The sequence below is a fragment of the Flavobacterium dankookense genome (assembly GCF_004362665.1).
GTDB classification, from domain to species: Bacteria; Bacteroidota; Bacteroidia; order Flavobacteriales; family Flavobacteriaceae; genus Flavobacterium; species Flavobacterium dankookense.
The window spans coordinates 184,152-207,348 of record NZ_SNXR01000012.1 but is presented as its reverse complement, the minus strand read 5'-3'; the positions used below and the strand labels follow the sequence as shown (position 1 = coordinate 207,348).

At 32.0% G+C, this 23,197-nt stretch carries 19 protein-coding genes; 9 read left to right on the top strand and 10 right to left on the bottom strand.

Annotation, left to right across the window (positions count from 1 at the left end; all coding sequences use genetic code 11):
* Position 1: 1 nt before the first annotated feature.
* From BC748_RS05010 to BC748_RS04985, 6 genes are all read left to right on the top strand, one after another.
* Complete coding sequence (locus BC748_RS05010; protein ID WP_133532372.1) at positions 2–322, top strand: hypothetical protein; 321 nt, start codon at positions 2–4, stop codon at positions 320–322.
* A 7-nt stretch (positions 323–329) separates the two neighbouring features.
* Positions 330–1,367 (top strand): patatin-like phospholipase family protein, encoded by a 1,038-nt coding sequence (locus BC748_RS05005; protein WP_133532371.1) that lies wholly within the window; start codon positions 330–332, stop codon positions 1,365–1,367.
* Positions 1,368–1,440: 73 nt separating this feature from the next.
* Complete coding sequence (locus tag BC748_RS05000; protein WP_133532370.1) at positions 1,441–1,854, top strand: hypothetical protein; 414 nt, start codon at positions 1,441–1,443, stop codon at positions 1,852–1,854.
* Between the two features lie 2 nt (positions 1,855–1,856).
* Positions 1,857–2,249 (top strand): ribonuclease P protein component, encoded by a 393-nt coding sequence (gene rnpA, locus BC748_RS04995; RefSeq protein ID WP_133532369.1) that lies wholly within the window; start codon positions 1,857–1,859, stop codon positions 2,247–2,249.
* A 36-nt stretch (positions 2,250–2,285) separates the two neighbouring features.
* Entirely contained in the window at positions 2,286–3,923 is a 1,638-nt protein-coding gene (locus tag BC748_RS04990; protein WP_133532368.1) for a S41 family peptidase, read from the top strand.
* A gap of 2 nt (positions 3,924–3,925) precedes the next feature.
* Complete coding sequence (locus tag BC748_RS04985) at positions 3,926–4,738, top strand: OmpA family protein (RefSeq protein ID WP_133532367.1); 813 nt, start codon at positions 3,926–3,928, stop codon at positions 4,736–4,738.
* Here the strand turns inward: BC748_RS04985 and BC748_RS04980 are convergent.
* The 4 genes from BC748_RS04980 to BC748_RS04965 form a co-directional block, all read right to left on the bottom strand.
* The gene (locus BC748_RS04980) at positions 4,735–5,181 is read right to left on the bottom strand and encodes a GNAT family N-acetyltransferase (RefSeq protein ID WP_133532366.1); all 447 of its coding nucleotides are present in this window, start codon (positions 5,179–5,181) and stop codon (positions 4,735–4,737) included. The two genes, BC748_RS04985 and BC748_RS04980, sit on opposite strands and share 4 nt — an antisense overlap.
* 3 nt (positions 5,182–5,184) lie before the next feature.
* A complete protein-coding gene (locus BC748_RS04975) occupies positions 5,185–6,159 on the bottom strand; it encodes a DUF4837 family protein (RefSeq protein ID WP_133532365.1) in 975 nt (324 codons plus the stop codon).
* Between the two features lie 41 nt (positions 6,160–6,200).
* Positions 6,201–8,474 (bottom strand): LysM peptidoglycan-binding domain-containing protein, encoded by a 2,274-nt coding sequence (locus BC748_RS04970; protein WP_133532364.1) that lies wholly within the window; start codon positions 8,472–8,474, stop codon positions 6,201–6,203.
* A 78-nt stretch (positions 8,475–8,552) separates the two neighbouring features.
* Positions 8,553–9,740 (bottom strand): phosphoglycerate kinase, encoded by a 1,188-nt coding sequence (locus BC748_RS04965; protein ID WP_133532363.1) that lies wholly within the window; start codon positions 9,738–9,740, stop codon positions 8,553–8,555.
* A gap of 219 nt (positions 9,741–9,959) precedes the next feature.
* Between BC748_RS04965 and BC748_RS04960 the strand changes: the two genes are divergently transcribed.
* Both BC748_RS04960 and BC748_RS04955 read left to right on the top strand, forming a co-directional pair.
* On the top strand, positions 9,960–11,108 hold the full coding sequence (locus tag BC748_RS04960) for a DNA polymerase III subunit (RefSeq protein ID WP_133532362.1): 1,149 nt from the start codon (positions 9,960–9,962) through the stop codon (positions 11,106–11,108).
* A gap of 80 nt (positions 11,109–11,188) precedes the next feature.
* On the top strand, positions 11,189–11,572 hold the full coding sequence (locus BC748_RS04955; protein WP_133532361.1) for a DoxX family protein: 384 nt from the start codon (positions 11,189–11,191) through the stop codon (positions 11,570–11,572).
* Here BC748_RS04955 and BC748_RS04950 read toward each other — a convergent pair whose 3' ends face one another.
* From BC748_RS04950 to BC748_RS04925, 6 genes are all read right to left on the bottom strand, one after another.
* Positions 11,573–13,831, bottom strand: coding sequence for a helix-turn-helix domain-containing protein (locus BC748_RS04950; RefSeq protein ID WP_133532360.1), 2,259 nt, complete (start codon positions 13,829–13,831; stop codon positions 11,573–11,575).
* Positions 13,832–13,936: 105 nt separating this feature from the next.
* A complete protein-coding gene (locus BC748_RS04945; RefSeq protein WP_133532359.1) occupies positions 13,937–14,500 on the bottom strand; it encodes an OmpH/Skp family outer membrane protein in 564 nt (187 codons plus the stop codon).
* Between the two features lie 272 nt (positions 14,501–14,772).
* On the bottom strand, positions 14,773–15,615 hold the full coding sequence (locus tag BC748_RS04940; RefSeq protein ID WP_133532683.1) for a class I SAM-dependent methyltransferase: 843 nt from the start codon (positions 15,613–15,615) through the stop codon (positions 14,773–14,775).
* A gap of 134 nt (positions 15,616–15,749) precedes the next feature.
* A complete protein-coding gene (gene mnmG, locus BC748_RS04935; RefSeq protein ID WP_133532358.1) occupies positions 15,750–17,621 on the bottom strand; it encodes a tRNA uridine-5-carboxymethylaminomethyl(34) synthesis enzyme MnmG in 1,872 nt (623 codons plus the stop codon).
* A gap of 3 nt (positions 17,622–17,624) precedes the next feature.
* The gene (ybeY, locus tag BC748_RS04930; protein WP_133532357.1) at positions 17,625–18,047 is read right to left on the bottom strand and encodes an rRNA maturation RNase YbeY; all 423 of its coding nucleotides are present in this window, start codon (positions 18,045–18,047) and stop codon (positions 17,625–17,627) included.
* A complete protein-coding gene (locus tag BC748_RS04925; RefSeq protein ID WP_133532682.1) occupies positions 18,040–21,477 on the bottom strand; it encodes a DUF4175 family protein in 3,438 nt (1,145 codons plus the stop codon). Before BC748_RS04925 ends, ybeY begins: the two co-directional genes overlap by 8 nt.
* Positions 21,478–21,670: 193 nt before the next feature.
* Between BC748_RS04925 and gltX the strand changes: the two genes are divergently transcribed.
* A complete protein-coding gene (gene gltX, locus BC748_RS04920) occupies positions 21,671–23,182 on the top strand; it encodes a glutamate--tRNA ligase (protein ID WP_133532356.1) in 1,512 nt (503 codons plus the stop codon).
* The last annotated feature ends 15 nt before the right edge of the window (positions 23,183–23,197 follow it).

Here is a 23,197-nt window from a genome sequence, read left to right as displayed (position 1 = left end):
TATGGATATCGAAAAAGTAATGAAAGCATTGAAAGAAAATCTTTTACTGCTTACTAAAGAAACCTATAAAGACATCAAACCCGAATTACAAAAAGACATCAACGATTTTCTTTCAAAATCACAGGAAAAAATTGAACGTTGGTCACTTTTATTGGCTTCAAATTCAATTACTAAAGACGAATTTGAATGGCTTTTAAAAAGCCAAAACGATTTACTGACTTTAAAAGTAGTACAGCGAGCTGGTGTTTCAAAAATCAAAATCAACAACATTAAAAAAGCAATTCTAAATACCGTTTTTCAAACAGTGATTGGAAGTTTATAATCATTTTATGGCAAAGAAAATCAGAATATTAAGTTTGGATGGCGGTGGCATTCGAGGCATAATTACCTGTGTCATCCTAAAATATATTGAAGAGCAACTTCAAAAATTAGATCATCCTAATGCAAAAATTGGAGATTATTTCGATTTAATTGCAGGAAGTAGTACTGGAGGATTACTCGCTTCTATCATTCTTTTTCCGGATAATACTAAAAAAGCTAAATTTTCAGTTCAAGAAGCTTTGGATCTTTATGCCAAAAAAGGTGACGATATATTCAATGTCAAATTTTGGGAACATTTGGTAAATCCATTCGGATTATTCAACGAAAAAATCTCAGAAAAAAACATTGAAAAACAACTGGCTGAAATCTTTGGCGACTTAGAACTTAAGGATTTTATAAAACCTTGTTTAATAACTTCCTATGATATTCGTGAAAGAAGAGCAAAACTATTCGCTAGTCATGAAGCAAAAGCGCCGTTAGAAAATTTTTATGTGAAAGATGTTTGTCGTGCTACTTCGGCTGCACCAACTTATTTTGAACCAGCAAGAATAAAATCATTTTACAATCAAGAATTTACGCTCATTGATGGTGGCGTTTATGCCAACAATCCTGCATTATGTGCTTATGCAGAAGCACGAAAAATTGCTTTTTCCAAAGTGTTAAATAATGACAAAAAAGTGGATTATCCATCGGTAAACGATATGATTATTGTTTCAATAGGAACCGGAACGGTTTTAAAACCGTATCTTTTTAAAGATTTTGAAAATGCTGGCAAAATAAAATGGATTTCGCCTTTAATTGATATTCTTTTGTCTTCCAATGCCGAAACAGTCGATTATAATCTGCAAAAAATGTTTGAAACCTTAGGTCCAAGAAATCGGCAAAACTACCATCGATTGATGCCTTCATTAAAAAATGCTTCGCCAGAAATGGATGATACATCTAAAAAAAACATTTATGAACTCATTCAAGCTGGATTAGCGTTTGTAGAACAAAATCAAGACGAACTAAATACCATTGCAAAGAAAATTATCCGAAATCATTAGAAAGCGTTCATAAAAATAGAACGCTTTTTTTTTGGAATAGAATTTGTAGATTTACCACAAATATTTATCCGTTATGAAGCATATAAAAATTCTATTTCTATTTCTTACTTTTTGTTTTGCTGTGCAAAATAGTTATGCGCAACCTATTCGTTTTAAAACCAGTAGCGTAAGTTTTACTGAGAAAGACACTAAAGGAAACTGGAACGAATGGTCGGAATTTGTTGATGCAAACGTGTTGGTAACTCTTGACGCTAAGAAAGACTTAATAACGATAAACTCATCTGAAGTTCAATCGTTTAAAATAAAAGCTTACGGCGAAATTGAAGATAATGACGAAGTAAATATTGTTCCTTTTGAATGCATGGACAATAAATTTTCCAAATGCAACATTGTAATTATTACAAAGAAAAAAGAAAACAATAGAATGCAGATTTACATTAATTATAATGAAGTGAAATTTGTATACAACATTTACAATGACAACTAAAAATGGATTTCAACTATCCGAAGATTGAAAAACTCAAAAATAAAAAAACCATAGATTCGCTTTTTAGGGAAGGAAAATCAGTTGGGAAATATCCCTTGCGATTGGTTTATATTGCAACTGATTTTGAAGATGATGTCCCACTAAAAATGGGCGTTTCCGTTTCAAAAAAACATTTCAAAAAAGCGGTAGATAGGAATTATTTCAAACGTGTTCTTCGCGAATGTTATCGGCTAAACAAGCATATTTTGATTGATAGTTTAGACCAAAAATATGGTATGATGTTTTTCTATCAAACCTCAGATAGATTAGATTATCATCAAATTAATGAAAAAACGAAACAGCTTTTCGAAAAATTTGTACTTTCATTAAGAGAAAAGAACAAAGAGAATAACTAATTTCGTTAGAAATAAGCATTTAAAAAAACGTAACTAATGTTTTCAAAAATTAAAAAACGATATATCATCACAGCTATTTTGAGTGGCTTCTTCTTTGTAGGCGTGAGTTTCAAAGAAGATTTTTTTGAAATTGCGAAGCAAATAGAGATATTTACCAATATTTTCAAAACGGTCAATCAAAACTATGTTGATGAAACAAGTCCATCAGATTTGATGGATAAAGCTATAAAAAGCATGTTGGCCGATATTGATCCATACACCAATTATTTTAACGAACAAGACGTAATCAAATACAAAATCAACAATACTGGTGAATATACCGGAATTGGAGCAATGATTACTCGAAAAGACGATAAACTAATCATCAAAGAACCTTACAAAGGATTTCCTGCCGATAAAGCAGGTCTAAAAGCTGGTGACGAAATCACTCAAATAGGCGATGTTTTACTTTCTGATTTCAAAGATGATGCTTCACAGCTGATGAAAGGTGCGAAAAACACCAAAATCGATATTAAATATCTTCGTCAAGGAAAACCAATGTCAACCCAACTAACTCTGGATGAAGTGGAGATAAAAGCTGTTCCATTTTTTGGAAAAATTGACGAAAAAACAGGTTATATTGTTTTATCTCAATTCAATAAAAAAGCTTCTTCAGAAACCAGAGAAGCTTTGGAAAAACTAAAAAATGATGGCGCAACGCAAATTATTCTTGACCTTCGTGGAAATCCTGGTGGTTTGTTGAACGAAGCCGTGAATATATGTAATTTATTTGTTCCAAAAGGCGAAATTATTGTAACTACAAAATCCAAAAACGAAAAATATAACAACACTTATAAAACCACACGCGAACCAATTGATACGCAAATTCCAATTGCAGTAATCGTAGATGGAAAAAGTGCTTCGGCTTCAGAGATTGTTGCTGGTGCTTTACAAGATTTAGATAGAGCAGTTGTTGTTGGAAGTAGAAGTTTTGGAAAAGGACTAGTTCAACGTCCATTCGATTTAACCTATGGAACTCAAGTAAAAGTAACTATTTCAAGATATTACACACCATCTGGAAGATGTATTCAAGCTTTGAATTATGGCAAAAAAGACAAAAACGGAAAGGCTACAAAAACGGATGAAAAAAACTATACTGCTTTCAAAACCAAAAACGGTAGAACAGTTTATGATGGTGGCGGCATTTTACCTGATGTAGAATTAGAAGAAACTAAATTGAGTTCTATTGCCGAAGCGTTGCAAAAAAACGATGCCATTTTTAACTATGTAACCAATTATTATTACAAAAATCCAACTCTTGGCGATAAAATTCCAACCTTGACTGATGCTGATATTGCCGATTTTAAAGCGTTTATCAAAAAAGAAAAAATTAGCTTTGATACCGAAACAGAATTGGCTTTAAAGAACACTTTGGAAAAAGCGAAAAAAGAAAAAATTGATGCTACAATTGCAGCAGAATACCAACAACTTTTAACCGCTTTGCAAAAAAGCGAAGAAACTTTGATTGATAAAAATAGTAAGGAAATTAAGAATTTACTTTTGGATGAAATCATCAAAAGATACCAATATAAAGAAGGTTTGTATCAGTATTATACAAAAAACAATAGCGAAATTAAAAAAGCTATCACTTTATTCAATAACATTGCAGAGTACAACAAAATTTTGAAAATTTAAGAATGCGATTTTTAACACTTTTACTGCTTTTCACTTTCGGTTTTCTTCATGCGCAAGAAGAAGCGGTTCATTCCGTATATTTTGATTTTGATAAATCAAATTTAAATGAAAAACAGGGTGAGGAATTAATTACTTTTATCAAAAAAATTGACTCCACACGTATAGAGTCGATTCAAATCTTTGGTTATACTGATGATATTGGAAAAGAAGCTTACAACTTTAAATTATCCACAAAAAGAGCTTCGGTTATTCAAACCAAAATGATTGAAAGCGGTATAAAAAACAAGATTATCGTAACCATTGAAGGAAAGGGTAGAATTTTAATTGATGACGATATTGTTGAAAATCTTCCAGAAAAACGCTCAAAAAACCGAAGAGTTGATGTTGTAATCAATTTAAAACCATTACCAAAAATCATAATTCCTGGGTATTATAATTCCATTCAAAAAAACCACATTGTTGGCGATCACATTTATCTTGACAACATTCTTTTTGAAAGAGGAAGTAGTAAACTAACTTTTAAAGCAAAAACAGAATTAGACAAAATTTCAAAACTTTTGCATAAATACAAAAATTTGCAGTTTGAAATTCAAGGACACGTTTGCTGCACACCGCCATACCAAAAAGAAGCTATAGATAAAGACACAAGAAAAAGACAACTTTCAACCAACAGAGCCGAATCGGTTTTTAAATATTTAGTTTTCAAAAAAATTCAAAAAAACAGAATGACTTTCAAAGGTTATGGCAATACGGTTCCGCTTGGGAAAGGCACTGAATATGACAGAAGGGTTGAATTATTGATTACGAAGATTTAATTTTTCTTCATCTCAATATGCGGAATATCATCTTCTAAATACATTTCGCTGGTTTGAATAAAACCGTGACTTTCATAGAATTTCTTCAAATACAATTGTGCCGAAATTGTGATTTTGCTCTCACCAAAATAAATTCGAATGCTTTCAATGGCTTCTCGCATTAGAATATGGCCAATTTTTCGCTCTCTAAAATCAGGATGCGTTACAACTCTACCAATAGAAGCTTCAGCAAAGTAATCTTTTGGTTTAAACAATCGTGCATAAGCCACAATTTTCCCTTCAAAAGTTCCTAATAGGTGTAATGCTTTTTCATCTTTGCTGTCAATATCCAAATAAACGCAATTTTGCTCCACTACAAAGACTTCGCTACGTAGTTTTAGTAAATCATATAGTTCAAGCGAAGAAAGTGTCTCAAATCGCTTTGTTTTCCATTCTAGCAACATCGTTTATTTGGTTTTAGGTATTCGTATCGTTTTTATGATTGATTCTAATTCAAACATCAAATCTCTTTTTTCTTTTGATGGCGCATAACAAAACCCTTCAAGAATTAGAATTCGATTATTTGCTTTGTCTTTTATGGCGTAGTTTATAAATGGTCCGGACATAAAATCATTATTCATTTGCCATGTTCCTTTGGTTTCAAAAGCATCATATTCTTTTAATTTTATTTTTGAAAAATAAGGGAAATAGGCTTCTTCTGTCTTCATCTTGGCGTTATTTCCTTTAGCATGAATGTATAATCTTCCTATTGAGTCTCTGGTGCGAACAATATCGTTCACGGTGTTATAGTTATGAATGTTTTTATACGGAACTTGATAAATTACTAAACTAGCATTACCGCTGGTGATTTCTTTTTTTAGCCAAACAAAATTCTTTCGTCGCATCACATATTCATATTTGGATGGTATATCTAAATCGACATTGAATTTTACTTTTATTTTTTTAGTGTTTTGAACCGAGTCTAAGATTATTTTTTGAGCTGCTTCAATTTCGGTATTTCGCATTCGCTGAATAATTTCTGGCGTATGCTTTTCTAGAATTGCGATGATTTCATTTGTTGATTTTCCGTCGATATGAATGGCGTTTTGTGGCTTCGAAAATTCATTTACTCTGATTTCAAATAAATTTTTATCACTTTTTTTAACAATAATCATGTTTCTACTTCCTGTAGAAAATCCTTCGAATAATTTAACTGGATATTGCTTGATGGTAAAAAGTGGTTCTTCTTGTGGTAGTCCTAAAACAGGCGATGCAAATTTATTTCTGATGCTATCACCAACTTCAGAGTTCCATAATTGGTCATCAATAATCACCGAAATAGTATTAATTGCGCTGGAATTTTCTTCATTCAGCGAGTCGGTTTTCTTTTGACAGGAAAGAAAAAATGAAATTGTTAAAAATAAAAAAAGGGTTTTATTCATGACTAATGAAATAAAACCCAAATGTATTGAAGATTTTCGGATTAACCGTTAATTTTAAGTTTCATACCTGGTTTTAGGCTTTCCACTTTGCTACCATTCCATTTTTTTATATCAGAAATAGTTACTCCCGATTTTTTAGCAATGCTATAGAGCGAGTCGCCATGTTTTACTAGATAAAGTTTTTCTTTTGACTTCTCATTGTTAGCTGCAACTTCTTTTTTGGAAGGTTTATCATCGTTCACAACAAATAATTTTTTAGATACAATTAGTTTTGAACCAACTTGAATATCGGTACTTTCTAATTCGTTCCAATCTTTTAAATCAGAAAGAGAAGCGTTATATTTTTTGGCTATTGCACCTAGATTATCTCCTCTTTTCACAGTGTATTCTACAATTTTAGTCTCTGTTTTAGGTTCTGATACTTCTTCATTTTTATCATCTTTTGCGTTCATCAAAGTTAATTTTGAACCCAACTGAATGTTTCCGTCTTCAAGATTATTCCATTTTTTTAAATCTTCTATGCTAACATTGAATTTTTTAGCGATGTAAAAAAGATTATCTCCTTTTTGTACTTCATAATAATCTTTTGGATTTTGAGTAGCATCGTCATTATTTTCAGATGAAGTAATAGCTTCATTTTCATTATTTTCAACAATTTTTGGTTGTTTGATTTCTTTTTTAACGGTTGTTACAACTCTTTCGTTTTTAACGATTTTTAAATTGGCGCCAAGCATAATGTTATTGCTTTTCAGCTTGTTCCATTTTTTTACTTCCGCTACAGAAACGCCGTGTTTATCAGCGATTTCTCCAAGATTATCACCTTTTTTTACTTTGTAAAACTTCGTGACGTCTTTATAAGTAACCACTTTTTCCTCTTTGAAAACTTTCTTTTCATTTGATGCTAACGATTCTTTTACAGCAGTTGTATCCGATTTGATAGCTTTTTTTGTTTGAACAGCAATGCTTTCATTGGTGTACACTTTTAAATTTCGACCAAGCGGAGCTTTATTACTTTTTAAACGATTCCATTTTTTCAATTCTGCGATAGTAACACCATATCTATCTGAAATTTCGCTGAGATTATCACCGCGCCTTACCTTGTGATATTTTACTCTAGAAGTGGTATTCGTATTGGAAGAATCTCTAGAAGCAAGCATTGTTTGAAATGGTTTTTCTCTAAGATTTTCTTCATATTTTGCGTAAGCATAAATTTTTTCTTCATTTGAGGCAAACAACGCAATTTTATCTAACGGCAATCTCAAATAATAATCATTTCCAGTAATGTATGGAATAACTTCTCTTTTGTATGAAGGATTTAAGAACTGTAATTCTGCCACTGATACATCTAATAAATCAGCAATTTGCTTGAACGATAATGCTCTTTTTACCAAAACAGTATCCGTCGCAAAATTATTAGCAATTGGTTTATGAGGTGCAATTCCGTGTTCTTTATGGTATTCGAAAATATACATAGTTGCTAAAAAAGCAGGAACATACCCTTGAGTTTCTTTATGAAGATAAGGTCTAATGTTCCAATAATTTTGTTTTCCTCCCGAACGACGAATTGCTTTTGCGACATTTCCTGGTCCAGTATTATAAGATGCTAGAACCAAATCCCAATCGCCAAAAATACTATACATGTTTTTCATATATTGTGTAGCAGCTTTGCTCGCTTTTAAAGGATCGCTTCTTTCGTCTACATAAGTATCAATTTTTAGCCCGTATTGTTTTCCTGTTTGGTACATGAATTGCCATAAACCTGTTGCTCCAGCTTTTGAAACTGCTCTTGGGTTTAAAGCTGATTCAACAACCGCTAAATACTTAATTTCCAATGGAATATTTTGTGCGGCTAAAGACTCTTCAAACAATGGAAAATAATATTGAGAAACTCCCATTAACCTTTCAAATCCTCTTTTTCTGTTTTTTAAAAATGATTTAATTACATTTTCTAAACCAACATTATATTCAATATTAAAAGGTGATTTTTCGTCAAGCTTCTTTAATCGTTCTTTCAGCAATTCTGTTGGTAACTCATACTCTACTTTTTCGTCAACATTAATGTTTTTAATGTCAAGGGTTAAGGTTTCGTATAAATCCAAACTTGCTAGTTCTTTCATCCACATACTATCAATACAAGTAGCAATGTTATCATGAACAAATGTTGATTTTATGGAATCTAGCACTTGTCTTTGGGTTAAAACAACTTTTGGGGTAATTACTTGTGTTGTAGCAACCGCAACGGAATCTTCTTGTGCAAAAGAAACAAAACCGCTAAAAAGTAATGCTACTGTAATTTTATAAATTTTATTTTTCATACTGTCGTATTTTTGGATAAACCAATATTCATTTTATGTATAACGATTTGTAATTTAAATTATTACAAACTTTAACATTTATTTTGCTATTGCTGCAATTCCTGGTAAAACTCTTCCTTCAAGCATTTCTAACATTGCTCCACCACCAGTTGAAACGTAACTCATTTTTTCTTCCAGACCGAATTGTTTTACTGCTGCTACTGAATCGCCACCACCAACAAGAGAAAAAGCTCCATTTCTTGTTGCTTCAGCGATAAAATCTCCTAATTTAATTGTTCCGTTTGCAAAATTTTCCATTTCAAAAACACCCAAAGGTCCGTTCCAAAGAATGGTTTTACTTTCTAAAATTACTTTTTTGAAATTATCTAACGATTTTGGTCCAGCATCTAAACCTTGCCATCCATCAGGAATTTCACGAACATCAACTATTTGGGTATTAGCATCGTTTGAAAAAGCATCTGCGGCAACAACGTCAACAGGAATATGAATTTGTACATTTTTTTCTTTTGCCAAACGCAATATTTCTAAAGCTAATTCTTGTTTATCATCTTCGCAAATAGAATCACCAATTTTTCCGCCCAAAGCTTTCACGAAAGTAAAAGTCATTCCGCCACCGATAATCATGTGATCTACTTTATCTAAAATGTTTTCGATAACCGTAATTTTTGAAGACACTTTCGAACCACCAAGAACAGCGGTTACTGGTTTCACAGAATTGCTTAACACTTTATTTAAACTTTCTATTTCTTTTGCTAAAAGCGTGCCAAAACATTTATTTTCTGGAAAAAACTGTGCAATTATAGTTGTTGAAGCATGTGCTCTGTGTGCTGTTCCAAAAGCATCGTTTACATAGATATCGCCTAAAGAAGATAATTCTTTGGCAAAATCAACATCTCCAGCTTCTTCTTCTGCATAAAAACGAAGGTTTTCCAACAATAGTATTTCTCCATTTTGAAGATTTTGAACGGCTTGTTTTGCAATTTCACCACGACAATCTTCAGCAAACTTTACTGGTTTTCCCAGAACTTCTGCTGTTTTTGAAACGATATGTTTTAGGGAATATTTATCTTCTTTTCCTTTTGGTCTTCCAAGATGTGACATCAAAATTACACTTCCTCCATCGGCTAAAATTTTATCTATAGTTGGCTTTGCGGCTTCTATTCTGTTGGCATCTGTTACGTTAAAATTTTCGTCTAAAGGAACATTAAAATCAACTCTAATTATAGCTTTTTTGTCTTTGAAATTGAAATCTTGAATGGTTTTCATTAATTGTGGAATTGTTTAGTACTATTTGCAAATATAATAAAATTAAATTTTATCGGTCTTTTTCGAACTTTAATTGGCTTTTTTTAAGAGAATTTTAAGAGCCAAACCATTTGAAATCAAAATATTGAAGTAAATTAACAAAAAAAGTGCTGCTGAAATCAACGCATTATTGATTTGAAAAAACAATTTGAAAATGGTTTTTTAACTTATATTTGCTTTATGCAGTTTTCAGAAATTTTAGGTCAGGAATACATTAAAAATCATTTGACAAAAAGTGCTTTGGCAGGAAGAATTCCTCACGCACAACTTTTTGTTGGTCCAGAAGGTTGTGGCACTTTGGCGATGGCTATTGCTTATGCACAGTTTGTACTTTGTACGAATATCGGCAATGAAAATTCGGGTGGAAACGAAAGTTGCAATTTAAAGTTTCAGGCTTTATCTCATCCTGATTTGCATTTTATTTATCCAAATGTAACAAATGAAGATATTAAAAAAAATCCCAAAAGTGCTGATTTCATTAGTGATTGGAGAGAGTTTGTAACCAAAAATCCTTATGGAAGCTTATTTGATTGGTACAAACATTTGGGTGTGAAAAACAAACAAGGAGAAATTCGTGTTGACGATGCGCAAGATATTTTAAAATCATTGGCATTAAAATCTTACGAAGGTGGATATAAAATTATGATTGTTTGGATGGCAGAAAAAATGAATATTGCTGCTTCCAATAAATTGTTAAAACTACTTGAAGAACCTCCAGAAAAAACCGTTTTTTTATTAATTTCTGAAAACGAAGAAGATATCATTCAAACGATTCGTTCGCGTTGTCAAGTGCTTAATTTTGGTGCCTTGTCCGAAAAAATAATTGAAGAAAACTTAATTTCTAAATTAAATATTGATGCCAAAATAGCAAAAAAAGTGGCGCATCAAGCACAAGGAAATTACAACGCTGCATTGCATCTTTTAGAAACGGATGAAGAAGAACTTCCTTTTGAAGAATGGTTTGTAGATTGGGTTCGAACGGCTTTTCGTGCCAAAGGAAATGCTTCAGCTATTAATGGTTTACTTTCCTGGAGCGAAACCATTGCTGGTATTGGAAGAGAAAGTCAAAAACAATTTCTAAATTATTGTATCACTATGTTTCGTCAAGCATTGATGCAAAATTATGAGGCTAAAAGTCTGGTTTATGTTGAAACAAAAGTGGAAAATTTCACACTTGATAAATTTGCTCCTTTTGTAACTGGAAATAATATTTCGGAAATTTTTGAAGCGCTTTCAGATGCTATTTATCATATCGAAAGAAATGGAAATGCGAAAATTATTCTAACTGATTTATCGATTAAATTAACTCGATTGATTCACAAAAATTAACTTTGAGTGCATTATTTCGATTAAAATCGTTATCTTTAATTAAGCAAATATTTTGTTGAACTTAATTAATAAAAAACACAATGAACAATACCGCTTCTGTCTTGGTTTTAGTTTTTCTTGCCATTACTTTTTTAATGTCTGCTCACGACAAAATTTTTCATTGGAACGATAATATGGCTTGGATGAAACCACATTTTGAAAAAACATTTGTAAAAAATTATGTTCCTTTTCTTGTTGGTTTTCTTTTACTGTTCGAATTGATTGCTGGAATATGTAGTTCAATCGGTGTGGTTGAACTTTATGTAAACGGCGGTCGATTATTCGGTTTTTATGGTGCTGTTTATTCGTGTATTTCTTTGTTAATGATGTTATTTGGTCAGCGATTGGCTAAAGATTATGATGGAGCAAGAACGATAGCAATATATTTCGTTCCTGCAATTTTAGGTGTTTTTTGGTTAAGTTAATTACAAACTTGCCTTGTACATTTTCAATTCGTCCCAAGTAAATTTATCGCCATATTTTTCTTTTAAAGGGTTTAAAGTTTCTTCTTTATAACCTTTGAAAGCTGCTGCTAATTCTTCTATTTTATCTTCTGGTAAAACATCGGATAATTTGATGGTTTCGGATTCTATTAATTTAGCTAAATGACCGCCAATAGTTTGCGTTGTTAGTTTTCTAATGGCGGCAATTTCTTTAATAGAATTTTTTTGAATCCATAACTCATACGTTTCCTGAACTGTAGATTTTTTTGGTTCTTTAGACTTCTCTTTTTTGGCGTATCTATTGACATCATCTTCATTGTCGATTAGCGTAACATTTAGATTTTTAAATTCCTCGCGTATCGTGTCAAGTTTTTTGATTTTATAAAATCGAATTTCGTCTGATGATAATTTTTCTTTAGAAATTGTTTCGCCTTTTACAACAGTTTCAATCAACAACTTGGCTTTCATTAATCGTAAAACTGCTTTCAGCTGAAGCTCTTCTAAAATCAATAATTCTTCGTAATAGGCTTTTACTTTTTTTATTCGCTTTACTTCCTCTAGTTTCCACAAAATTTCATAAACCAAATTGTCTATTGGTTGCAAAAAATAATTAAATGCAGCTTGAAATCTTTGGTTAATAAATTGTAAATCAGCATTTGAAGAAAATAATTTATTTAATTGAAGAATAAATTTTCTTGACGGATCAAGTAGTTTTTCCATTTCTTCAGTTTGTTTTTTTGCCCAAATTGCATGTTTTGATTTTTCTGAAACTTCCGATTTTTCGTTGTAACTAAATTGATGATTTCGCCATTCTTGAGCCAAATCTGCCCAATCAAAACTGTTAATCAAATAGTTATGTATAAAATTTTTAGTATCGGTTTGTAACGTATTTTCAAGAAAATCGTTCGTGGCTTTATTCTCGGCATACTCCATCACATCTTGATCGCTAGAAATGCCATTCATTCGCAACGGAGAAAGCAAAATTAAGCCATTTAACGAACGTAATCTTGAAAGTGCAACATAGGCTTGTCCTGGTTGAAAAACTTGCGAGACATCAACTGCAGCTTTGTCAAAAGTTAATCCTTGGCTTTTATGAACAGTGATTGCCCAAGCCAATTTGATTGGATAATGCACAAAAGTACCTAAAACTTCCTCTTCAATTTCTTTAGTATTTTCGTTTACCGAATAACGAATGTTTTGCCATTCAAATTTTTCAACTTCAATCGTTTTATTTTCATCCGGAAAATGGACTAAAATTTCTCTTTCAGACAAGGATTTCACAATACCCATTTTGCCGTTGAAGAATTTTTTTTCAAAAGACAAATCATTTTTAATAAACATAATTTGTGCACCAACTTTTAACTCTAAATTTTCTTCGATTGGGTAGATTTTATCAGGAAAATCATCGGTTATTTCAGCTTTATAAATTCTAGAATTTCCTTCTAAATCTTGCAAAGACTGGATATTGATTTTATCTGCTTTGTCATTATGAGTTGTCAAAGTGATGTAGCCTTTGTTTTGTTTTAGATCAAAATTTGGCTTGACAAATTCATTTAAAATTAACACGTCATTTTCTGTAATTGTATTGTTTCTGAGGTTATTTAAAACTGAAATAAATCTATCATCGGTTTGTCGAAAAATTTTAGACAACTCAATATATAGTGGTGGATTTTGCAAAATGACATGAGCGTGAAAAAAGAATTTACCTTTGTAATAATTGCGTAAAACTCGCCATTCATCGTCTTTTACAATTGGTGGAAGTTGCAACAAGTCGCCAATAAAAAGCACTTGAACACCACCAAAAGGTTGGTTTTTTTTACGAACCGATTGCATCATAAAATCCATTGCATCTAACAAATCGGAACGCAACATGCTGACTTCGTCAATGATAAGCAATTCCATGTTTTTGATAACTGCTTTCTTTAATCCACTCATTCTGAAATGTCTACGCAAGGTTGCTCGACTTTCAAATTTTGAATTATCGTTAAACTGCGCTGTAGAATTATCAGGTAAAAAACCGCCAAAAGGCAGTTGAAACATGGAGTGAATAGTAACGCCACCAGCGTTTAATGCAGCAATTCCAGTTGGTGCGACAACCACACAATTTTTGTGAGTTGTTTGAATAATTTCTTTGAGAAGAGTTGTTTTTCCTGTTCCTGCTTTTCCAGTTAGAAAAATAGATCGGTTGGTCTGATTGATAAATTGCAAAACGTATTTTGCTTCGGCTGAGATGAATTCCATTGGCTTATATTTTAGAAAAACAAAAATAACAGATTGTTTTTCAATATACAAAATAAAAAAACGCCTTCAAAAATGAAGACGTTTTGAGTTATAAATAACGTTTAATTATTTCTTTTCAGATGCTGTATCTTCTTTTTTAGCTGTTGATTTGTATTTATCATTAACGATTTTTATGATGTCTTTTGTGATATCATAACTATCTTTTGCATAAAGAATAGAAGCTGGTTCTCCAGTTCCATAGATATAATCGTATCCTTTTTCTTTACCGAAGTCTTTAATTACTTTTTTATAATTAGATACTAAAGAGTCTAATTCTGTTCCACTTTCTTGCTGAAGTTGTCTTAACATTCCTTCTTGAGCATAAGATAATTCTTGCTCTCTTTTTTGTAATTCAGCACCTTTTTGTTGTGCCCAAGCTTGTCCGTTAGCTTGCGCATTTTTTTGGAAATTTGCAGCTTCAGATTTCCAACGTGTAACTTCAGCTTCTAATTGATTGCCCATTACTTTGGATTTGTCTTTGAACTTTGCTTCAATATCTTTAGCTTCTGTACTTTCTTCCATCAATTTTGATGTGTCGATATAAGCTGTTTTAAATTCTTTTGTTTCTGTTGTTTTGTTGCAAGACAAAATTGAAATAGCCAATGCAAAAAGAATAACTGTTTTTTTCATGAATAATTAATTTGTTATGATAATTTGATTTAAAAATCAATTTGATTGTGAATTTTCATTCTTGGGCTCAAAAGTAAAAAAATAAACTTTAATTATTTCAAGGAATAAAAAAAGTACTGATTTTCTTTATATTGTAATTTCTTATAGCTTGTAAAAAGAGTATAAGATTTTGTTATTAAAAACAGCTTCAAATAAAGCGATTTAAACAGCTTTTTCTTTTTTCCAAATCGAGATTATAAAATCGATTACAATCGTTAAAAGAAAGGCGTTTATTAGTTTTTTAGCAGATAAATGTGTGAAGAATACTCCTTTTTCTTCTTTCCATATTGATTTGATTTAAAACCTATCCAAAAAGCATTGAAAAAATTCATACTTCCGTTTTTATACTTTTCAGACAATAAGCTTACATAATAACTATCAAATTTCATTGGTAATACAGCTACCAATTGTAAATTTTGAGTAGCAAATAACTTTTGAATTGCTGTTTTAGAGAAATGCCACAAATGTCTAGGAACATCAAACGCTGCCCAAAATTCTCCATAATATTTAGCATCATATGATTTAAAATTAGGTACAGCAATCACAATTGTTCCATTAGGTTTTAGTAACCGTTTCAATTCGGAAATATATTCTTCTAAATTAGGAACATGTTCCAAAACATGCCACATAGTAATTATATCAAAAGAATTATCTTCCAGCGACGCTAAATCTGCTGCAAAGCTTACTCCTTTTTTTATTGCAATGTCTTTGGCTTTAGCACTTGGTTCGATCCCAACCGTTTGCCAACCGTCTTTTTTGGCAACAGAAAGAAAGTCACCTGTTCCTGCTCCAATATCTAAAAGTCTGCCTTTTGGAGATTGTGCATTGATTAATTTTAATTTGTTTTTTAAAGCAATTCCTTTTATAAATTGATACAATCTTTCGAACAAAGAACGTTTTCCATCTGTGTGTGAAATATAATCATCGCTTTCATAATAGCTAGGCAATTTTTCCAAACTTGGTTTAGGAAATGTGATTAGCATGTCGTATTCGGGATTATGGTGTAAATCAAAAGTTTCTTTAGAAACCGAATAATCAATTGCTTTATTGTAAAAAATATTGTTTTGAAAACTCATGTAATGTCTGTGTTTATTGGGTTTGGCAAAGTACGTTTCACGTGGAACAAGCGATTTTAGATTGTTGATTAACGAATTAAGATTGTCGATTTTTAATTCTAAAATCACCTATCGCTATTCTAAAGTCTAAAATCCTATCTTCCCATATAGATTAATAAAACGGATATATCAGCTGGAGAAACTCCACTAATTCTTGATGCTTGCGAAATGGTAACCGGACGAATAGCCGATAATTTTTGCTTTGCTTCTATTGACATGGATTTGATTTTATGATAATCAAAATTGTCAGGTATTTTTATATCTTCTAGACGAACTAATTTTTCTGCATTATTTCTTTCTTTTTCAATATAGCCAGAATACTTCACTTGTATTTCAGCTTGCTCAATAATTTCTTTGTCTAAATCATTCTCTTGGATATACTGTTGAACTTTTTCAAATTTTAGAATATCATCCAACTCTATTTGTGGTCGAGAAAAAACCTTAAACATTTTATCAGACTGAACCATTGGCGAACTTTCCTTTTCAATCAAAATAGGATTTGCTTCTTCTTGAGTAACGCTAGTATCTTTGAAGAAATTGACCATTTTTTCACTTTCGTTGAATTTATGTTCCATTCTTCGCATTCGCTTTTCGGAAGCTAAACCAATTTTAAATGATTTAGGTGTAAGTCTAAAATCAGCATTATCTTGGCGCAACAACGTTCTGTATTCTGCACGAGAAGTAAACATACGATATGGTTCTTCTGTTCCTTTTGTTATTAAATCGTCAATCAAAACACCGATGTAGGCTTCATCGCGACGCAAAATCATTGGTTCTTGTTCTTTTACTTTCAAAGCAGCATTAATTCCGGCCATCATTCCTTGTGAAGCAGCTTCTTCATAACCTGTAGTTCCATTTATTTGACCAGCAAAATACAAACCTTCAACCAATTTAGTTTCCAAAGTATGCTTTAATTGTGTCGGCGGAAAATAATCATACTCTATCGCATAACCTGGACGAAAGAATTTAACTTTTTCAAAACCTTCAACTGAACGTAACGCTTTGAACTGAATATCCTCAGGCAAAGAAGTTGAAAAACCATTTACATAAACCTCTACGGTATTCCAGCCTTCTGGTTCAATAAATAACTGGTGTCTTTCTTTATCAGCGAAACGATTAATTTTATCTTCAATAGACGGACAATATCTTGGACCAATACTCTTAATCCTGCCATTAAACATTGGACTTCTATCAAAACCTTCTCGTAAAATGTTATGCACTTCATTTGAAGTATATGTCATATGACACAACTTTTGATGAACCAAAGGTTTGGTTTTGTCAGAATATGAAAATTTATCAGGAATGGTGTCGCCTGGTTCTTCACGCATCTTTGAATAATCTAGAGAACGACCATCAACTCGTGGTGGTGTTCCAGTTTTCATTCTTCCTGCTTCAAAACCAACTTTTATTAAATCCTCAGTAATTCCATATGCAGCACTTTCACCAGCTCTTCCTCCACCGAATTGTTTTTCTCCGATATGAATTAGTCCGTTGAGGAAAGTTCCATTCGTTAGGACAACTGTTTTAGCTTTAATTTCAATTCCAAGAGATGTTACTACGCCTTCAATTTTATTATTCTTTATCAAAAGACCTTTTACCATTTCTTGATAAAAATCGAGATTTGGTGTTTGTTCCAGTTTCAATCTCCATTCCTCAGAAAATCGCATTCTATCGCTTTGCACTCTTGGCGACCACATTGCTGGTCCTTTTGACTTGTTCAACATCTTAAACTGAACAGCGGTTTTATCAGAGATAATTCCTGAATAACCTCCAAGCGCGTCAATTTCACGAACGATTTGACCTTTTGCAATTCCACCCATAGCAGGATTACAAGACATTTGAGCAATGTTCTGCAAACTCATTGTAACCAATAGCGTCGAACATCCCAAATTAGCGGATGCAGCGGCAGCTTCGCAACCTGCATGTCCAGCACCAACAACTATAGTATCGTATTTTTCTAAAAACATTGTTTAATTTTGTTTCACGTGGAACATTAACATTTTCTCCTCTTCTTTTTGACGCATTAACTTTTCATCGTCATCCGATTTATCTTTATATCCACAATAGTGCAAAACACCATGAACCATAACTCTTTTTAACTCATCTTGAAAAGAAACATCAAAATCATGAGCATTTTCTCGAACTCTATCAATAGAAATAAAAATATCGCCGTGTAAATCGTTTCCTATAGAATAATCAAAGCTAATTATATCGGTTAACGTGTCGTGATCAAGATATTGTTGGTTGATTTCAAGTAAATAATCATCATCACAAAAGATATAATTGATTTCACCTTCAAGCTTATTTTCAGAAATAATAACATCTGAAAGCCAACTTGAAAATTGTTCTTCATTGTCTAAAATAAAATCAACCTCGTAATTAAAACTAATCATTTTTGAAATATTCTTGAACCTTTTGGTTAAAATTGGAGCGCAAAGGTAAGCTTTGTCTATTTAAAATTTCAATACTATTCAAATATTCTTGCAAACGTGCTGGTAATGCATTAGTCTGATTATTAAACTCTTTCTTGTTTGTTTCAGATTGACGCTTTTTATCTTCTCCTTGTTCTTGAATTGCTTTTTCAAGTTTTAGTAATTCATATTTCAAGTTCAAAGCTTTTTGGATGACTTCATTGTTAAAACCTTTGTTTAACAACTGCTTTTCAATTTGCTTCATTTGGTTCAAGGCATTTTGACCGCTTCCACCAATTCCTTGCTTATTTAATTCTTTTTGTAAAGCTTCGCGAAGTTGTTGTTGTTCCTTGTAAATTTCCATAATTTCCTTAGCATTTCCTTCGCCGTCTTCACCGTTTTCACCATCTTTATTTCCTTGAGAATTTCCGCTTCCACCACCTTGACCGTTCTTTCCGTTTTTGCCGTTCTTACCAGAACCTTCTTTTCCGCTAGTTCCATCTTTACCTGAACTTCCTTCTTTCTGTCCTTGCTTTCCTTCTTTACCAGAACTTCCTTCTTTTTCACCTTGTTCACCTTCTTCTCCTTCACCTGGTTTCTCACCTTTTTTCATTCCCTTTTTCATTTTTTCACCTAAACCTTCTTGCTTTTTAATAATATCTGGTAGTTGCATTTCGCCTTGACCTTGACCTGGTTTTGGTTTACCCATTCCTGAACCAGACATTTGCATCTGATTCTGCATACTATTCATGATATCACTTAACATGTCCGCAAGTTTATTTGAAGAAGCAACGGCATATTGTTGGTGTGAATTACCTTTAGAAATATTAGATTCTACTAAATTTTCTATAGCTTTATCAACATTGTATTGAACATTTCCAATCTCAATAGTAATGTTTTCCGCCATTTTTGGATTACGTAAAGACATAGCAAATAAACTATCATCAACATGTTTAAACTGTTGTTTTAAATCTTGTTGGATTTTAAGATTTTTGTTGAAGGAAGGTGAACCTCTTTTCAATCCTTTAAATTGTTTCATCACGTCTTCTTGTGAAAACGAATAAGCTAGAAGATTGTCTAAAATTTGTCGCAACATGGCAACATCTTCCTCCAACTGTTCCATTTCAGCACCAGCCATCATCTCCATCATGTCTTGGCTCATTTGCTTCATCTTTTTAGAAGCGCTTTTTTGTTTTGGTTTGGCTTTATCTTTTTGTTGTTTTTGCAATTGCTCTTTAGCGTTTTTTAAATCTTCATCAATACTTTTTTCTTTCTCCTCTGTTTTTGGTAATTCCATTGGAGATTTTAATTCGTTATTTTCTTTTTTAATATCGTTTAATTCTTTTTGAAGCTCATCAAATTCTTTATTAATTTCCTCTTGTTTATCCGTTGTATTTTCATTTGTCTTTTCAGAAAGTTTATCTTGCTTTTCAGCTAGTTTGTCTAACTTATCCGCAATCTGTTCTGCTTTCTTTTCAACGTAATAACGTTTGGTTAACTCCACTAATTGCTCCAAGCTTTTCTTTTGATTTTTGCTATTTTGTTGAAACTTTTCGATTTTTTCGAACAATTCTTCCTTGCTAATTTTTTCATTCAGTTTTTCAAGTTCTTCCAATAGCTTTTGGTTTTTTTCCAATTCTTTTTGTGTTTTTTCTAAACGTTCTTCAAGTAACTCCTTTTTTTCATCCTTTTTATCGGTTTTGTATTGCTCTAAGTTCTCTTTCATTTTTTCTGAAAACTCCTTCATCAATTCGTCTTGTTGTTTTTGACGTTGAAGAAAATCATTTACTTTTTGTTGGTCTTTATATTCTAAATTATCTTTTTCTTTACCCATTTTTTTCAACTTATCCATTTCGGAAAGCTGCTTATCTTGTGCTTTTAAGGATTTGGCAAGCGAATTAATATTGTCATTTTGTTGTTGCAAAATTTGATCTTCTTTTTCCGTTTCAGTTGCGATTCTATTACTAAAAACAGATGATTTGGTACTCTTGAAATTATGAATTGCATCGTTATCAAAAATTTCAAAATAGTATTCATAATTTACACCTTCTTCTACAGGAAGATTGCTTGGAAAAGAAAATACAAATTGATCATAAACGTCCTTTTTAACGCCAATAGTTCCACGTTTTGCAGCATTAGGCTTATCCTTTGGATAATAAACAATTTGAAGCTTAGACAGTCCATAATCATCGGAAACTTGACCTAAGACAAAATTCTTGTTCACTTTAAGACTATCTGGAGCATTATTTACAGAAATAGTTGGGAATTGGTCTTTAATCACTGAAACTTGGTAATTTAGTTTTTCATAATTCTGAACTTTATTATTTGATGTCAGAATTTGATAATCCGTATTTTGAAGAATGTTTTTAGAAAGCGAAAAAAGATTTTCGTTTTTAATGAACGCTTGTTTATTGTTTGCACTAATCCAATCCACTTTTTGAGTAGCTAAGGTGTTCATTCGCCATGTAACTCTAGTACCTTCGGGAATGATAGCATTTCCTGTTCCTTTTATAACTTCAGCTTTTTTGTTCAAATAACTTGGAAAATTCAGTACCATTTCAAAATTAGCAATGGATGGAACGGTTACAACTTTTAATTCATATTCTTGGGATGAAACTTCGTTAGCTTCAATGTGAAAAGGAATGTTTTCTGATGGTTTTGGAATAATAAACTCAAAGTCGCCTTCTTGATTTTTTTCCATAAAATAGCTTTCATCACCGATAAAAATCAAGGCATTTTCAGGAACAACTTTACCTATTGTTTTAACTTTTAATAAAAAATCTTTATTCTGTTCGGTCTGTAAATTAGTATTCAAAACCTGAAATTCGAATGGCGCTGGCGGAAGAAATTGTTGTTTATAATTGACAACTCTATTCAAACTTTGGGTTATGAAATTACTATTCCCAGAAATGTAGAAAAAAGCAAAAAACAAAATCGGGATAATCGCCAAAGGCAAATACTTTTTGTTTTTACCAAAATTAACCGCATTACTAAAAGGAACAGGCTGAAGTGTATTTGCTTTTTGGTCAATTGATGCTAAAAGCAATTCAGATTTATTTTTATCATCAGAAAGTTGCAAAAAATTAGTCAGCTTATCACCTACTTCACTAAAATGGCTTCCGATGATTTTTGACGCTTCGTTATAATCAATTCCTTTTTGGAGTTTGAACAATTTAAAAATCGGGAAAAGGATAAATCGCAATAAAAGGAAAAGCTCCACAGTAATAAATGTCCAAAACAAAATGGTTCTGGCTGTTGGTTTTAGCCAAAGGAAATATTCCACAAAAAGTGTAAACAAAAAATACAGCAAACCAATTCCAACGAAGAAAATGGTTCCACGAAGTAATTCATTAGTATAAAACTTTTTGATAAAAGCTTCCAGTTTGTCGTAAATAATGCCCGAATTGTTCAAAATTGCTACTCTTTTGTTAATAACCGATAAATGTACAATTTTTCCCGAATATGAAAACGTTAAAAAAAAGTCAAATTCAAAAGCAATTTCAAAAGTCAATTTCAAAAGTCAATTTCAAAAGCAATCTTAAAAACTTCTAACTTCTGACTTCTGACTTCTAACTTCTGTTTATCTTTGCCAAAAATTTAATAAAATGTCAAAACCTGTTAGAGTTCGTTTTGCTCCAAGTCCAACTGGACCATTGCATATTGGTGGCGTTAGAACCGCTTTATTCAATTATTTATTTGCTAAAAAACATAACGGTACCTTCTATCTAAGAATTGAAGATACCGATCAAAATCGTTTTGTTCCTGGTGCGGAAGAATATATCATGGAAGCATTAGAATGGCTTGGAATTGCTCCAAGTGAAACTATTGGAAAAAACGAAAAATTTGGACCTTATCGTCAAAGCGAAAGAAAACATTTGTACAAACAATATGCTGATCAATTGATTGCTTCGGGAAATGCGTATTATGCATTTGACACGGCTGAAAGCTTGGATTTTCATAGAAAACAACACGAAGAACAAGGAAAAACATTTATTTACAATTGGCATAACCGTGAAAAATTAGATACTTCTTTGGTAATTTCAAATGAGGAAACTGAAAAAAGAATTGCATCCGGCGAAGCTTATGTCATCCGATTTAAAACGCCTGTGAATGAAATTTTAGAGTTAAAAGACATCATTCGTGGCGATATAAAATTTGATACTAATTTATTGGACGATAAAGTTTTGTTCAAATCTGACGGAATGCCAACATATCATTTAGCGAATATTGTTGATGATCATTTGATGGAAACGTCGCATGTTATTCGTGGAGAAGAATGGTTGCCAAGTTTGCCTTTGCATTATTTATTGTACAGCAGTTTTGGTTGGGATGCGCCAGAATTTGCCCATTTACCATTGATTTTAAAACCAATCGGAAACGGAAAATTATCCAAACGCGATGGCGATAAAATGGGATTTCCTGTATTTCCTTTGGAATGGAAAACCGACGAAGGGGTTTCATCAGGTTACAGAGAAAACGGATTTTTCCCAGAAGCTGTTGTTAACTTTTTAGCTTTATTAGGATGGAATGATGGAACCGATCAAGAGCTTTTTTCGTTAGAAGAATTAGCTGAAAAATTTGACTTGAACAGAGTTCATAAAGCTGGAGCAAAATTTGATCCAGAGAAAAATAAATGGTTCAATCATCAATATTTGCAAAAGCAAAGTGATGAGAGTTTGGCAGAAGCGTTTGAAAAAAATGTAATTGAAAAAAATAGCAAGTGTGATTTCTCCTTCGTTGAAATGACAAAAATCACATCATTGATAAAAGAACGCGCTAATTTTGTTTCTGAGTTTTGGGATTTAGCTGATTATTTCTTTGTTGCACCAAAATCTTATGATGAAAAAGCGGCGAAAAATTGGAAAGAGGAAACGCCAGTATTAATGCAACAATTAATTACCGTTTTGTCATCTATTGACGATTTTACATCCGTAACTATTGAAACTATTGTAAAAGACTGGATGACACAAAATGAAATCGGAATGGGAAAAGTAATGCAACCATTTCGTTTGAGTTTGGTTGGTGCTTTAAAAGGTCCACATTTATTTGATATTGTAGAATTGATTGGAAAAGAAGAAACGATTAAGCGATTGGAAAAAGCGATTGAAAAATTATAAAAACAAAAAAGCCCT